Genomic DNA, 15,990 nt, shown 5'->3' on the forward strand with positions numbered 1-15,990 from the left:
GTCAACGGCAATTTTCCCGGCACGGTCCATATAGGACAAAACCAGGGGTTCATTCTGCATGGATTTCTTGAGGGCCTGCCCCATGGAGTTCCTTGTCATATTAGTAGACGCATTTACTGTGCAAAACATATGGCACTTATCGACTGGTTTCAAGCCCGCAGGCGCATGACGTTGCTTGGTGGCTCTGATTGCGTAGACCAGCTTGCGAGCTGCTTGGCACGTCGATCTCAGAACACCACCTTGCCATTCGTCTCCTCGACCGCGCGCGGACCACCAGCAACGGCAGCATTACGCACAAGAATTTCCAGCCCCTAGCCGGTCATTCTTGCCGTCGTGCCATTGGCCTTAAGCGCTGCCATCAGCATGGGTCCGACCGAGAACTGTCCTGCCCTCGCCTTTTCGGTCAGCACGCGCAGATAGCCCCCGGCCGAATTGATATGCTGCGCCCTTTGCAGGATACAGGCAATCACGATCGCGGCGACCTCCTGGCCCATCACATGGCAAGCCTCCTCATACGCCGAGGGCGACACGCCAAGGTAGCCACGCACCTGGGCGGCGGTGATCATCAAATCGCGCCAGCTTGCGATTCCGTGGGCGGCATAGTCGGCAAGTTCGGGGCAGGCCTTCAGCACAAGTCCTATCGGAAAACCTTTCGGCTTCTCGGCGTAGGCCGTTCTTGGTTCGACCGTCGCCCTGCTTTGTTCTAAAGCTGGTTCAAATACAAAAGTGGAGTCTGTGTTTGAATCAGATTGCTGCCGCTCATTTTGGGACTCATTGCCGCTAGGATTCGTGGAATTCATGAAGCTTTCCAGCATCATATCCACTTCGTCGTGAAGCAAGGAGAGCTCCGCAACAATCGCTTCCAGCTCCGACAGCCCTGCCCGCCGAGGAATAGCATCCACGATTGCTCTGAACCGCCTCCAAATGGTTCCCCAGTCGCCAGGAGCGCCCTCGTCGATCGCGGCTTCGACCAGCTTGTGAATGTCGCGCCGATGGAGGGTGATCCGCTCCCGCGTTAATTTGAGCGCCCGGCTGTCGGCGCGGACCTGCTCGGCAGCCTCCTGAAACTCTGCGGCCCGTGCAAGCAGTGGCGCCAGCGAGAACCCGAACGCCTCCTCGACTGCGCCGCCCTTTGCCTTGCGAGCGAACCGTTTGCCGTTTGGACTGTCTCGGCGGATGATCAGTCCGCTATTCACCAGTTCGGCCAGGTTCCTGCGCAGCGTGGAATCGGCCATGCCGTGCGCCCGCAGTGACAGCTGCGCGTTCGAAGGATAGACCATCAGGCCGTTCTCCACGCTGATCTGATCGTCCGGATAGAACGATAGCAGTCCGCTGAGGACGGCCAGGGCGCGATCTCCCACGCCTATGATGGTCTTGCCCTCGCACAGCCAGCGATACACCTGCCATTTCTCGACGGCGGCCCCTTCAGGAATCTTTCGTGATGCCGTGTTCGCTTGCACCAAGGCAAGCGTCATCGGCCGCCGCCCAAAGGGCGTCGTCGCATAACCACTCTCCATTTCCTCGCCTTTCAATCAGGCAAAAGAAAACTGCTCGTCGAAACGACGCCAACGACTCTTGACAGTGATTCGGGGAAATGCGATTCTCAGCTTGCTACAGACCTGAGAAGGGCTTCCGCGACGGTGACGTTCGGGGGCCTTTTTCTTTTGCGGTTTCAGTCTCCTGTTTTCTTTGCCGTTTCCGAGGCCCTGAAAGCCTCGAAAAGCTCGTCGAGCTTGTCGGCGATGAATGCGCCGAAGGGCGATGCATCCTTTGACTTCAAGGCAAGCGTAAACACCTTTCCCGTGTCGGTGATCTTGGCTCGGACCGACTTGTCCTGGGGCACCCAGGCCTTTTCCTGAGGCTTCGATGCGGCTCGCGGCTGCTTCACCGGCGCATTCAAAAAGTCGAACAGACGAGCAAAACGAGCGTCACTGCCCGGTTCGGCGAAATCGGCAGTTGTCACGTACTCTGCCGCCCGTGCGGCAGTCCGGGGATGCTCCATGAGCTTGGCAAGCTGCCACCAGCGGTCCCGGCCTATGCTCTTGGCGGCGCCGACGGCCACAATGACCTGCTCGGGAATGTTGTTGGTCACGGAGCGCATTTTCGAAAAGGTCGTATCGTCGAGCGCAAGGGCCGACTTCACCGTCTCCGGCGAATGGCCCCGCTTGAGAATGCGATCGGCAAAAAGCGTCCTTTCGATGAAGGACAGGTTGGCCCTGGCAGCATTCTCCTGGCCCTGCGCGATGACATGGTCCTCATCGCCGATCTTCTTGACGACTGCACGAACGGGCCTGCCCAGCTGGCGTGCGACCTTGACGCGCCTGTGGCCGAAGACGGTCTGAAACCGGCCGGAACTATCCGGGTGGGGCCTGACCAGAATCGGAGAATCCTGCCCTCGCTCGCGAATCGCCGCCAGCAGCTCATGAAATGCTTCATCGTCATCGTCCATGCGATCCGAGACGAATGAGGTGTCGACCAACCCCGGATCGAGATCGACGACCGAACTCTTAGAGAGCTCCTCGAATGACTGCATGATCGACCGGGATGCCCCGCGAACCGCATAGCCCGAGACATCCCCGCTGTCGGCGACCGACGTCGCGGGGCCCATCACACTGCCGAATACATCCTTGCGCGCCATTCAATCACTCCGATTCGCAGCTAGTCGGCTGATTTCACGAGCAAAATTTCCACTTTTTACTGCCGTAAAATGCGCCGTCATGACCGCCCCCATGCGCGATGGATGAGCGCAACAATCTCGGAGTTCACCGCATCCAGCGATTCGAGCGCCCGTTCGTAGGTCGAACGGGTAAAAGACGACTTTTCCACCTCGTAGAGCGTCTGTTTCGTCAGTCCTGCATCCGAGATTGCCGTCGACTTGAGCATGGGATTCTCGAGGATCTGGCCGGCAAGCATCGATTGCATGAACCCGACCATCTGTGCCTGGGGAATGTCGGTGGGTTCGTAGCGCGTGATCAGATAGCGGAACCAATCCAGCTCGATCGCAGCACCGGCGGCCTTGATGGTCTTCAATATGCCGCCGAGCATCAGCAGGAACTGGCTCATCGACATCAGGTCGAGCATCTGGGGGTGGACGGTGATGAGAACCGACGTCGCCGCCGACATGGCGGTCAAGGTGAGGTAGCCAAGTTGCGGCGGGCAATCGACCACGACCACATCATAGCGCTCGTCGACCTCGGCCAAGGCCTTTGCAATCCTGGTGAAGAACTGGCGGCCAACGCTGGACGATTTGTCCTGCATGGCAAGCGGCGTGTCGTACTCATACTCCTGAAGCTCGAGGTTGGCCGGGATGATATCCAGGCCCGGAAAATTGGTAGGCACGATGACGTCGGATATCGGCTTGCGCTCGTCGTCATACCGGATCGCCTCATACAAAGAGAGATTGCGATCGAGTTCCGGCTGGAAGCCATGAAGAGCCGAAAGTGACGCCTGCGGGTCGAGATCGATGGCAAGCACGCGGTGCCCGGTCAGCGCAAGGTGCTGGGCGAGGTGGGCCGCAGTCGTCGTCTTGCCGCTGCCGCCCTTGAAATTGACGACAGCAACCACCTGGAGCTTGTCTCCAGGCTTGCGGTGCGGGACGTATTTTTTTACCTCGGTCCTGCCATGCCGATCCAGAAAATGGCGCAGTTCAAGCATCTGTTCGGCGGTATAGGAACGGCGTCCGGAAGGTATCTGCTCGGGCAGGGGGCCCTTGCCCTCCAGATGGAGGCGCTTGAGATTGTTCTGCGAGACCCCGAGGTAGTGGGCCACTTCCGCCAGCGAAAAAGGACGAAGCGTCTTTGTTGCGTTTGGCGGAAACTTCTCCATGCGGAGCTGGTTAAGCCGCCGCGATATCTCTGCGCCCTGCTCGAGGATCTTGTCATCGAACTCGAAGCGTGGCAGCCGCATGGAGATATTCATTTCTGTCGAAACCTGAATTGGCGCTTTTTGTGAGCAATTCACTCAACAAGCGCCATTAAGCTCCGATTCGGCCGGTCCCGGCAAGAAGTTTTGGGTTAACAAAAGGTTACCGGCACTGACCGGCTTTTCTTGCTGCCAGCTGCTCTTGCCATCACGAAGGCAGCTGCTCGGGTTTTTGAGCGCGGCATTGTCTTGCTATCCAAGCTAACGGCATGTTTTCTCTGTCATAAGGATCATATTTGACGGCAGTAAATCGGGTACACTCAGAGGCGGGATGCAAGTGCCGGCGGGCAGGGCAGGGCAGGGCACCGGATCCGATGGCACGTGGCCGGTTGGGTTCGTTGTCGGTTTGACGCCTCCGGCGAAATCTGCCGCCACGCTCCGCAAGAAGGCGAGCGTCAACGCGGTCGCCATGTTGTCTCGCGGCCGCGCCTGGCTCTCGCAGACATATCGCAATGCGCCATCAGGTGTGCGGCGCACCTTGCATTGATTCTCGGGTTCTCCATGCAAGGCCTCTCCACAGGGCAGACGACCGCGCAGGAACGCTTCACCATCTTCCTGGCATTTGGTGAACCGGACGGCTCTTCGACGCTAGGAGCAGGCAAATATCGCAATCCAGGTAAGGTTCCCAGCTATGGCCCGCTCGACCCCGCCACGATCTCAGCATACCGCTCCCTGGGATCTCCCCAATCCGTCTATGTTCAGATGTTATGGCGCTTCGGTTTGATCCGTTCAGAGCGCATGGGAGAGGTGCGGGCCTGTAGGGCAGGAGCTGGCACCGTCCGTTCCGCCGCCCTAGTCGAGATCAGGTGGGAGCGGCGGGACGGCTGCGTGAGGAACAGAGTCGGGGCTCCTCATTGAAGAGCCGCAGCTTCGGTCTGTTCGTATCATGCGCCTTTTTCGCCCTGAGCATTTGAGACGTCGCGTCGCAGCCTTTCCGGGCCGCTGGGCCGTATACGCGCTACCGCGCTCAGCTTTAGCTCCGACTCCAGTCCTGGAAAGCCAGCCAGCGTATAGGCCGCGGCCATCGAGCCAAACCGCTTTTTGAACACACGAGATATGGGCAGATCGGAGTCCGCATTAATCAGCGACAATGTGAGGTGCCCGTGAGCGGCGCGCAGCCGCCGAAATCCGTCTAGAAGCTCTTCGTCCGAGTACTTTCGCAGAGCTCCCCGCCGATCCGGTACGTAGCCGACCGCCGCATAGACCGCCTTCAAGCTGCCGAAAAGCCGGACATAGCACTGTCCCGACGCAGTATACGGACAAGCATTGATCACGGTGAGGCTGAGTCGTTTCTTCTCTTTCAATAGCCGCTTCAGGTTTTTGAGCATTTCGAGCTTTGTATAGGTGTACCCGCGCTTTCCCCTTGCGAGTTGCGCCCTCTCGAATATTTGAACCGTTACAATCGGCTCCATGACCCCGATTCGGACCCATTTATCGGGAGTGTTTGGCTTGGATTGGCTACCCATACTGTGCGACGTTCGGTTGTAGACATAGTAGCCTATCATCAACTCGCTTTTGAGGAGGGATGCGACGCGCCCGGTCGTCCACACATCGCCGTATGTGGAGGGCACTCCTTCCTTGTTCAGACGAACCGATATGCCGGCCATGCTCTGCCCTTCAGCAACAAACATGTTGAAGATGCGCCTAACAAGCTCGATTTCGTTTGGCGGGCCGGGCACAAGGAGAACGCGGTCGCCAGCGAGCCCTTTCTGTTCTCCAGAGCCGAGAAGGTAACGGGGCTCCCCATCTTTATCCAGCAACAGTCGCCTGACGCCGTAGGGCACAGGTCCGCCCTGGCTGAATCCGAGACGAGCCTGCTGCAGGTGCGCTCTGGAGACCTTTGCGGATAGCTCGCGGCTGTACTCGCTTGCCATCACCCGTTTCATATTCTTGAGGATTGCAGAGACCATGCTGCCGTCGTTCTCGAAATGTTCGCCGCAATATTCCACCGCGACGCCTGCGTCACGACAGAGAAACTCGTAATGAGCGGACTGGTCCGTATCCGGAAAGCGGCCCCAGCGGCTGACGTCAAGAACGAGGATTGCCGAGAAAGTCTTTTGGCCAGTCATGACATCGGCCAGTAACTGCTTCAGTCCGTCGCGACCTCTTATGCTCAGGCCGCTTTTCCCAGCATCTTCGTAGGTTTGGACGATAGTGTATCCGCGCCGCTCCGCGTACTCTGTAATGGCCATCGCCTGGTTCTCCAGCGAATAGCGTTGATGTTCAGTGGACATACGAATGTACTGCGCCGCACGGATAGGGGGCGCTGTCTGCAACTCGAAAGCCATGGGGTCTCCTTGGGCTTGAACAACCCCAGAGACACGAAATGTCTTTCAGAACTCTGTCGCATTCTGTGAATTCCCATTCGGCGGCCACGAAATTGGGAGCGCAGATCTCCTAGCAAACGGATGATTGGACAGCGCAACGACCGGAAAAGGGATGCGGTGAGGTGCGGGCGCCCAAGGGGTTTTGGCAGCAGAATCAAGGGGCAGCTTTTCCCCGCACTCGCGCAAGTCCTTGCCTTCCTGGCAATGCACGAGTTTGTTCCCTGCTCGCACAAAGGGCTCGAAACCGGTAAGGTCCTGGGTTAGAAGAGCTGGCAGGATGCCCCGTATGAAAAATCCGACGATGGACGATACCGACGATGGGCGCCCGAATGGCGGACGCAGCGCTTTGTTCACGCCGCCCGGCGATGCGTCCGGCGCGGAGCGGGTTTCGCGCCGGCGCAAGGCGCTGCTGTCCTCCTCGATGGTCGGCTCGACCAATCGCGGCCGTGTGCTGCAGGCCCTGTTCGATCTTGGGCCGACGAGCAGGGCTGAACTAGCCCGCCTGGCCGGGGTCAACCGCACCACCATTTCCGGAATCGTGCAGCCGCTGATCGACGATCAGGTGCTGGTCGAGAGCGACCCGGTTCCTCCCAGTCCGGGCGGCGGCAAGCCGGCCCGGCCGCTGTGGTTCTCGCCCAATGCCCGTCCGATCTGCGGTGTGCTGCTGATGCCGGATGCCGTGCATGCATGCGTGGCGACGCTCGACGGCAAGATCGAATCGGAACGCAAGATGGCCCTGCCGGACGGCAGGGGGCCGGTCCGGCCAATCATCGAGGCGATCGCCGAATGCGTCGGCGACACTCTCTCCAGGGCGCGGCGCATGCCTCTCGGGATCGGTGTTGGCGTCGGCGGCATGGTTGACACCGATCGCGGGTCGATCGTCGCTGTCAATCTCGCGCCGGCGCTCGACCGCTACCCGCTCGCCGACGATCTCGGGCGACGCTTCGGCCTGCCGGTCAAACTCGACCATCATCCGCGCGCCTTGCTGGTCGGCGACCGCTGGTTCGGCGCCGGGCGCGGCGTCAGGCAATTCGCGGTCGTCTACACGGGCGAGGTGCTGGGCGGCGCACTCTATTTCGACGGGCACCTCTATCGTGGCACGGCAGGCGCAGGCGGCGAACTCGGACACACTTTCGTGCAGCTCGACGGCGAGCCCTGCCGCTGTGGCAGGCGCGGCTGCTGGGACACCATTGCCACCTTGAGCTGGCTCCGGCGCGAGGCCGCCCGCGCGGCTCTGCCCGAGCCAGACCTGATCGACTCGGCCCGCCTCGTCGACATGGCGGCGCGGCGGCTGCCGGGAGCGGCTGAGCTGCTCGACCGCTATGCCCGCAACGTCGCCGTAGGCATCGCCAATCTCCAGCAGACGGTGGCGCCCAACATCTTCATCATGCATGGCGATGTCGTGCTCGGCGGCGATTGCCTGCTCGGCGCAATCGCGGAGCATGTGCGCAGCATGGTTCCGACACGACCGGGCGGCGCCATCGAATTCATTGCCGGCGATGCAGGCGACCGGGCCGCCCTCGTTGGCGCAGCCGGTCTGGTGATTTCCGAGCTGCTGCAGCTTCCGATCTAGTACCGCCGTTTCCACGGCCCGCGTTGGAGCTTTCCACGCTGACGCACACGCCTGCTTCCATACCGCTGGCCGATGACAGCCTCGAAGAGGTCGTTCGAGGGCAGGAACATGTCGAATCGTCAATCATTGCCAACTGGAGGCAGGGAGGTTCCCGACAGCGCAAGACGGCTACGCGGCCTGTTGGCTGCGGCCGGCGCCACGACCGCCATGGCTTTCGGATTTGGCAGCCTGGCGCTCACATCCGTCTTCATCAGACCGCTTGAGGCGGAGTTTGGCTGGTCGCGAGCCGATATAAGCCTTGCCTACACGCTTTCGAGCGTCGGCATGGCCCTGGGCGGGCTGTTCTGGGGCCGGCTTGCGGACCGTTTGAATATCAGAACACTGCTATTCATCGGCTCGGCCGGCATGGTGATCGCGCTCGCCGCGCTTTCCTTCGCCACTTCGCTCTGGCAGATCTATGCGGCCAACTTCGCTTTGGGCGGGCTAGGTTTTGCCTGTCTGTACGCGCCGGTACTTGGCGTAACCGGACTCTGGTTCGACCGCCGGCGCGGCCTGGCGATAGGGATCGTCACAGCAGGCGGAGCCCTTGGTCAGGGCATACTGCCCTACGCCGCAAATGCATTGATCGACGGTGTCGGCTGGCGCCTCGCATACGCGATCATAGCTGTGGCGACGACGGCTGCGCTGGCGATCTTCATGCCGGCGGTTCAGGCGCCGCCCGTAGATCGGATCCTTGCCGCACCGGTGCGTTTTTCAGCGACGCCAGGCTTCCAAGGTGGCCATCTTTCCCCGGTGACGCTGCTATCTGCCGCAGCCTTCCTTTGCTGCGCCTGCATGGGCGTCCCGCTGATGCACCTCACGAGTTTCGTCACGGCCGTGTGCGGGTCTTCGGATGTCGGATCGCTTAGCGTGTTGATCGCCATGCTGTTCGGCGCCATCGGGCGGATCGCATTCGGGCTCCTCGCCGACCGGGCAGGCAACCTTTCTGCCTACGCCCTGGCGTCGTTTATTCAGACTGCATGCGTTGCGATTTTTCCCGCGCTGGGCCAGCAAGTGAGCCTGCTGGTGCTGTCGGCGGTTTTCGGCTTCGGCTTTGCCGGGAACATGACATGCCTGATCCTCTGCGTGCACCAGTTTGCGCCAGCCGAACGCTTTGGTCAGTCACTCGGCATCGTCATGCTGATCGCCTGGGTGGGCATGGGCGTGGCCGGCTATTTCGGCGGGTTCGTCTATGACAGCTTCGGCAGCTATGGGCCCGCTTTCCTGGTGGCATCTGTCGCAGGCGCGGCCAATCTCGTGGTTCTGGGCGTATTGGCGGCATCATCCGGCGCGAGAGCGCAGTTCCCATGCGGCCGCCTTGCGGATCCTGCGATAAGCCGCTGATTCAAACGTCGAAACTCCGCTTAATTCCACGTTGGTTCGAACGCTGCAAACCACGGCCTTCCTGCCAACCTCAGAGATCGAAGAGGGCGGAGCACCGTCATCACCAGGCAAGGACAGCTGAGATGAGCAGTATCTACGACAGCATTCTCGACACGATCGGCGACACGCCGGTCGTCCGCCTTTCCCGCATCAACAATGGTGCCGCTTCGCTCTATGCCAAGATCGAGGCGTTCAATCCTGGCGGCTCGGTCAAGGATCGTCTTGCCGCCGCGATCATCGAAGAAGCGGAGAGTTGCGGTGCACTTCGGCCTGGCCAGACGGTGATCGAGGCGACGAGCGGCAACACGGGCATCGGACTTGCCATGGTTTGCGCGCGGAAAGGCTATCCTCTCGTCATCGTCATGCCGGAGAACGCCAGCCTCGAACGCCGCAAGCTGATACGTTTCTTCGGTGCCAAGGTCGTGTTGACCCCTGCCGTCGAGCGCGGCAGCGGCATGCTCGCCAAGGCGGTCGAGCTGGCCGGAGCGCACGGCTGGTTCCTCTGCCGGCAATTCGAGACGCCCGTCAACGCCGATGTCCATGCCCGCACGACAGCGCTCGAAATCATCGCGGCATTCCAGGACCGTCCACTCGACTACTGGGTCACCGGCACCGGGACCGGCGGAACACTTGCCGGTGTGGCGCGAGTGCTCAAGCGCGAGCGGCCGGAAACGCGGATCATAGTCTGCGAGCCCGACAATTCGGCGCTGCTGTCGAGTGGCATTCCTCAAACTTTCGATGAACAGGGGCTGCCGACTCGGGCGCATACTCGGTTCCGGCCACACCCGATGCAGGGGTGGAGCCCTGATTTCATTCCGCAGATCGTCGGCAAGGCGATGGCTGACGATCTTGTGGACGAGATCATACCCGTTTCAGGCGCCAGCGCTCTGGAAACCGCGCGCCGGCTTGCGACGGAAGAAGGAATACTGGCGGGCATCTCCGGCGGAGCAACTTTGAGCGGGGCACTGGAAATTGCTCGACGCGTCGGCCCGGACCGGAACGTGCTCTGTATGTTGCCTGATACGGGTGAGCGGTATCTCAGCACGATCCTGTTCGATCACATCAGCGAGGACATGTCGCCCGCCGAAGAGGCGATCTCTCGCTCCACACCCGGCTACCGCTTCGACCGGCCGCCGTCCTTCGCCCTTTCATCGGCACCCGTAAACGAATCCAAATCGATCAGTCGGCGCATGCGATGGTCGACAAGGCGATCCATGATCCGGAGCGTCCGGTGGTCATGTTCGCGCTGACATGGTGCGAATTCTGCTGGACGGTAAGAAAGCTCTTCGACCGTGCCGGAATCGCCTACAGGTCCATCGAAATCGATACTCCGGAATTCCAGAAGAACGGCCTGGACGGGGAAATCCGCAAGGCCCTGAGGGCCCGGATCGGTTCGCCTACAATTCCGCAGGTCTTTGTCGGCGGCGAGCATATCGGTGGCTGCATGGATACGCTTGCGGCCTGGCGGGACGGCACGCTCGCCGCCCGGCTGGAGTTTGTCGGCGCAAACTACACGCCCGGCGCATGCGCAAATCCCGAGAGCCTGCTGCCTCGATGGGTGCGCGCGGCAGCGTGAGATCCCGCCTCCGGGTCTTTTCAGAGTGCCGTCGCCACCATCAAGCGAGCGGAACGGGCGTGATCCCGTTCCGGCTCGGCTTTCATCTGTACTTGTCCGTGTCGGCCTTGTCGGCCTTCCCACCAAGAGAAGAGCAAATCAGCGCAGGCGGAAACCTCGCGCTCCGGAAACGAACGCTTTCGGCAGCGGCACGGACTTGATACAATCCATCGCTAATTTAGCAGGCGCACTAGGATCAACAAAGTGTCGCTCGAAATTCGCGTTCTCGGAGATCTGACCGTCCTTCGCCTTGGCGAGGTCGTTTCCTTGCCGCCTTCGAAAAAGACGCGGGCGCTGCTGGCCTATCTTGCGCTCGTAGAGCGCCCGCAGCGGCGCGAGCGCCTTTGCGAAATGTTCTGGGAGGTACCGGACGATCCTCGCGGCGCCCTGCGCTGGAGTCTCTCGAAGATCCGACAGGTCGTCGACCTCGGGGACGGCGAGATCCTGCAAGCCGACCGCAACGCAGTTCGCCTGAACACCAGCGAAATCGTGCTGGACATCGCGCCGCTCCGCGGCCTTGGCACTCGCGACATAGAGGCTCTCGAACGGGAAAAGCTGGAAGCCCTCGCCGGAGCGTTTCGCGGACGTTTCCTGGATGACCTCTCACTGCCGCGCTGTCCGGAATTCGAAGCCTGGCGCATTGCGACCGCCGACGAACTGCACGTGACGCATCTGCGCATCCTTCGGGTGCTAGTCGACCGGCTGGCGGATGAGCCGGCGCGGGCGCTTCCGTACGCCCATGTCCTGCACGGGCTGGAGCCCGGAGACGAGGCTCTTCGAGCAGACATCCGTCGGCTGAGCGAGGCAGCACGGCAATCCGCCATGGTCCAGAGCCGCGCCTCGAGAACGGACACGGAGGTCGCTCCCGCCGGTGAGAGCGTCACTCCGACCCAGGTTTGGCCGGGGGCGGAGATACAGCTCCCCCCTGCGCCGGAGCGGGTCCTTGCGCAGGAGATCCGGCGGTGCACAACGCCCGACGGCGCGCGCCTCGCCTATTCCTTGAGTGGTCAAGGCCCCCCTTTGGTAAGGGCCGCCCACTGGATGTCCCATCTCGAGCTCGAATGGGACAGTCCGGTATGGAAGCATTGGATCGAGGGCCTGTCCGCGCACTACCAGCTGATACGCTACGACCAGCGCGGGAACGGCCTATCGGATCGGCATCCCGCCGACCTATCCTTCGAGGCCATGGTCGCCGACTTGGAGAGCATCATCGATGCGGCCGGTCTGCGCCGCGTTTCCCTGCTTGGCATTTCCCAGGGATGCGCCGTTTCGATAGCCTATGCCGTCCGGCATCCTGAGCGCGTGGCCGGGATGGTGCTGTATGGCGGATTTACCAAAGGCTGGCGCAAACGGGGCAATCAGCGCGAAATAGCCCGCCGCGAAGCGATGGGAGCGCTGATACAGGAAGGCTGGGGCCAAGACGACCCGGTGTTCCGGCAGATGTTCACCTCTCTCTTCATTCCGCAAGCAACGCCGGAACAGAGGAATTGGTACAACGAGCTGCAACGCAATACCGTCTCGCCCGAGATTGCCCATCGCATCTTCGAGGAAGGCGCCGTCATCGACGTGGACGAGCTGTTACCGCGGGTCCGCGTTCCGACCCTGGTGATGCATGCCACGAGGGACGCAGTCATTCCGTTCGATCATGGCCAGGCGATGGCTGGGAAAATCCCCGGCGCGCGTTTCGTCGCGCTCGACAGCGTCAACCACGTGCTGCTTGGCCATGAACCGGCATTCGCGACCTTCGTGGAAGAAACGCGTCGTTTCCTCGCCGACCCCGAACAGACGCAGCAACTGGCAGGCCCTCCGGCGTCCTTGGGAATCAACCGCTCTCGGCAGTACATAACAGTGCTGGCCGCGGAAGTGATCAGTCCCGTGCATCTCCTCGAAACGGCGGATCCGGAAGTAGCAATTCGCGAATTCCAGCCCGTCGAGGATCGGGTGATAGAAGTCGTGGAAAGCCACGGCGGCGTCGTCACGTCGGCTGCTGACGGGACAATCACCGCAGCATTCGGCCTCGCTCGCGCCACCGAGGATCACGCTTATCTTGCGTGCCGCGCCGCGCTTGCGGCCAAGCTGGCAGTGGAGGAGCTTTCCCAGGGCGGGATCCAGTTGAGGGCCGCAATAGACACCGGCGAGGTGATCGTACGGCAGCAATGGACGACCGAAGCCAGTAAGGTTGAACTGGCCGGAGCCGCGCCGCGTGCAGCCAACCGGCTGATGCGTGCCTTGCACCGTGCGACGATCGCCGCGACAGGCCGAGCGCGCGCAGCCGCGGGGGGCTATGTGCAGATGCACCGCTTGGCGCATTCGGAGCATCCGCACCTTGGCCGCGACGAACGCATTTACGAGCTGTTGGGCGAAAATTACGCGCTGTCGCGCTGGCACCTGAGGGCCAACCGTGGCCTCACCGGACTGGTGGCGCGCGAGCTCGAGCTCAAAATCCTTCTTTCAACCTGGCGCAGGGTCAGGGAGGGCCACGGCCAGGTCGTCGGGATCGTCGCCGACCCCGGCATGGGCAAGTCGAGGCTTGCCCATGAATTTCTCTCCCTCGACGAGGTGGCTGGTTTTACTGTGCTTGAATGCGGCGGTCTGGAGTTTGATTCGTCAGTTACTCTGGGCGCTGTAAAGAAACTGCTGCTCTCGGCTTGTGGCATTCGCGGCGAAGACGGCCTGGCGGAGGCCCAGCGCCTGTTTGCCTTCAAACAGGCGGAGCTGAACCTGGATCCACGTCACACCGCGCCGCTCTCCTTCCTCGCGGACCTGCCGATCAACGATTCTTCCTGGCAGCATCTCGATGCGCGAGAGCGGACCTCACGGGTATCCGAGGCGATGAGCGCCTTTCTCGTTGCCTTGAGCCGGGCCGCGCCCGTAGCCGTGCTTATCGAGGATCTGCACTGGATGGATGCCGAGAGCGAGGCCGTAATGAACAGGCTGGTCGAAGTCATGGGCGCCAACCGTATCATGCTGCTCGCCACCTACAGGCCGCAGTACCGGCACGAATGGAACCGCCGCGGCTATTTCCAGCAGATAAGGCTCGAGCGGTTCGCGCGGGACGAAATGGAGCAGTTCCTCACCGAATTGCTAGGATTCGATCCCAGTTTGGGGGAACTGCGGAAATCACTTGCCGAGCGGGCCGAGGGCACGCCGCTATTCCTGGAAGAAATGGTGCGCGGACTGGTGGCGGACGGCGTCCTTGCCGGCCAGTCGGGCCGCTACGAGCTCACGAGACCGGTGGAATCCATCACCATCCCGTCGACGGTTCAATCGCTCATCGCCGCACGCATCCAGCAGCTGGGTGACTCGGAAAGGCAGGCACTCCAACTCGCTTCGGTTATCGGCAAGAATGTTCCGTATCCGCTGCTGCGGGCGCTCTCGCCGCTCTCGGAGGCGGAGCTGGAGGTATGCCTGGCCAAACTGCAGACTTTGGAATTCCTGTTCGAGGTCCAGAGCTATCCTCACGTGGAATATACGTTCAAGCACGCGCTGACGCTGAAGGTGACCTACGAATCCCTCCTGGCAGAGGACCGAAAAAGGCTGCATCGGGCTGCATTGGTTGCGATGGAAAGACTCTATGCCGGATCGCTGAACCACCACATCGAGCAACTGGCCGAACACGCGCTTCGTGCCGAGGCATGGGAACCTGCCGCGGATTATCTGCTGCAAGCGGCGGGTCGGGCCGAGGAACGCTCGGCCTATTCCGCCGCGGTCCAGTTCCTCGAAAGCGCCCGCAAAGCGGTCGCCGCGTTGCCCCGAAATCCGAAAACCCTCGCCCAGGCGATCAACCTGCGGGTGCGGATGCGGCCCGCCTACGGCGCCCTCGGTGCCTATCGGAAGGTGCTGCCGCAGCTGTTGGAAGCGCGCGAACTGGCCATGGAACTGGGCGATCCGCAACTCATTTCCGACGTGTTGCTCCACTTGAGCTATCTCAACAGCTCCCACGGCCGCTACGAGGAGGCGCTGGAACCGGCCGATACACTCAAGCGCGGCGCGACGGCAAACGGCGTGCAGCGCTGCATAAGCGAGTCGGATCTGGCCGCCTCACAGGCGCTTCTGATCCGCAGCGAGGCGCGGCAGGTGCTGGAGCGGCTTGTTCCGCATGAGGAGAGATTCACCAAAGCTTGGCGTCTTGAGCGTTTCGGACAGCTCGGTGCTCGTGCGGTTTGGTACCTGGGGCACCGCGCGCAGGCGGAAGCGCGCCTTGGCCGGTTCGACGATGCGGAGCGCTCGCTTGGCGAGTTGCAGAAGGTCGCCGCCGAAGTGGCGCGCCCGATCGACAGCTGCGCGGCCGCCTATTTCACCGGTGTGGTGGGCGTCCTGCGCGGGCCCGAGCCGACGCTTGTCGAGGCGCTGCAATTGTGGTCCTCCGAAGCCGCGACCAGCGGATCTATCCTACTCCGGCCATGGCTGTTGACGGTGCTCGGGTATGCGGAATTCCTGCTAGGCCGCAACCACGACGCGGGCGCCACCTTGGAGATGGCGGTGACCGAGTCTGAGCGGCTCGATCTTGCCCAGTTCGAATGTCACGCGCGCGCTGTACTCGCATGCGTGCGTGCGCGCCTCTGTGAGCCGGAAGCCGCGGCCAATCTCGGCCATGCGCTCGAGCTTGCACGGGGACGCCGCGATCCGTGGAGCGAGATCGTCGCACTGCGCGGCCTTGCCGAGCTGAAAACTTCCAGATCGGCCATTAGTTGGCTCGAACAGGCCTGCAGCCTTGCCAGGCGGGTTGAACTACGGCCGGAGCTTGCCCGCTCCTTGCTAGCTCTCGGGCTTGCGAAGCGGCGCGGCAAGATCGCTGGCGCGGATGCCACTCTCGCGGAAGCGGCCAAGCTCTACACAGAAATGCAGATGCGGGAGGATTTCTTCGAAACGGAGGATCCGGCCGGAAATATCGTGCGCGATCGCATAGCCGCCACGGTGTGACTCCTCCGCATCCACGCAGTTGCCTCGAAGGTTTACGCTGCCTGTAGGGCAGGCAAGTTGCGGTCACGCAGCTCGCGCATGGGTCAGCAGCGCCGGGAACAATCGCCCAATCGCGGCCGGAATGCGGAAACCAGCTCACGAGTTGTGTGCGTCAAGTTCTGCAAAAATGGCGTGGCAGTAGCTGTGACGTCGGCGTGTCCGCCGCGCAG

General features: G+C 61.8%; 9 protein-coding genes. 5 read left to right on the forward strand and 4 right to left on the reverse strand.

The genetic code is table 11. The annotated features are described in order from the left end of the window. Window positions 1-311 precede the first annotated feature (311 nt). From repC to X760_RS72840, 4 genes are all read right to left on the reverse strand, one after another. Entirely contained in the window at window positions 312-1,517 is a 1,206-nt protein-coding gene (gene repC, locus X760_RS72820) for a plasmid replication protein RepC (protein WP_023723088.1), read from the reverse strand. Between the two features lie 155 nt (window positions 1,518-1,672). Next, a complete protein-coding gene (gene repB / locus X760_RS72825) occupies window positions 1,673-2,638 on the reverse strand; it encodes a plasmid partitioning protein RepB (protein WP_023723089.1) in 966 nt (321 codons plus the stop codon). Window positions 2,639-2,715: 77 nt separating this feature from the next. Continuing rightward, on the reverse strand, window positions 2,716-3,918 hold the full coding sequence (repA, locus tag X760_RS72830; protein ID WP_023723090.1) for a plasmid partitioning protein RepA: 1,203 nt from the start codon (window positions 3,916-3,918) through the stop codon (window positions 2,716-2,718). Window positions 3,919-4,805: 887 nt separating this feature from the next. Then, a complete protein-coding gene (locus X760_RS72840; protein WP_023723092.1) occupies window positions 4,806-6,209 on the reverse strand; it encodes a recombinase family protein in 1,404 nt (467 codons plus the stop codon). Window positions 6,210-6,534: 325 nt separating this feature from the next. On the opposite strand from X760_RS72840, the gene X760_RS72850 reads away from it, so the two are divergent. From X760_RS72850 to X760_RS74095, 5 genes are all read left to right on the forward strand, one after another. Next, entirely contained in the window at window positions 6,535-7,821 is a 1,287-nt protein-coding gene (locus X760_RS72850) for an ROK family protein (RefSeq protein ID WP_245278794.1), read from the forward strand. 180 nt (window positions 7,822-8,001) lie between these two features. Beyond that, window positions 8,002-9,204: an MFS transporter gene (locus tag X760_RS72855; RefSeq protein ID WP_023723095.1), complete on the forward strand. Its 1,203-nt coding sequence runs from the start codon at window positions 8,002-8,004 to the stop codon at window positions 9,202-9,204. 122 nt (window positions 9,205-9,326) lie between these two features. Then, window positions 9,327-10,493: a cysteine synthase A gene (cysK, locus tag X760_RS72860; protein WP_023723096.1), complete on the forward strand. Its 1,167-nt coding sequence runs from the start codon at window positions 9,327-9,329 to the stop codon at window positions 10,491-10,493. Next, window positions 10,481-10,819, forward strand: coding sequence for a glutaredoxin (locus tag X760_RS77605; RefSeq protein WP_198030582.1), 339 nt, complete (start codon window positions 10,481-10,483; stop codon window positions 10,817-10,819). Before cysK ends, X760_RS77605 begins: the two co-directional genes overlap by 13 nt. A gap of 243 nt (window positions 10,820-11,062) precedes the next feature. Beyond that, on the forward strand, window positions 11,063-15,781 hold the full coding sequence (locus X760_RS74095) for an alpha/beta fold hydrolase (RefSeq protein ID WP_023723098.1): 4,719 nt from the start codon (window positions 11,063-11,065) through the stop codon (window positions 15,779-15,781). Window positions 15,782-15,990 lie beyond the last annotated feature (209 nt).

The organism is Mesorhizobium sp. LSHC420B00 (genome assembly GCF_000503055.1).
Classification (GTDB): domain Bacteria; phylum Pseudomonadota; class Alphaproteobacteria; order Rhizobiales; family Rhizobiaceae; genus Mesorhizobium.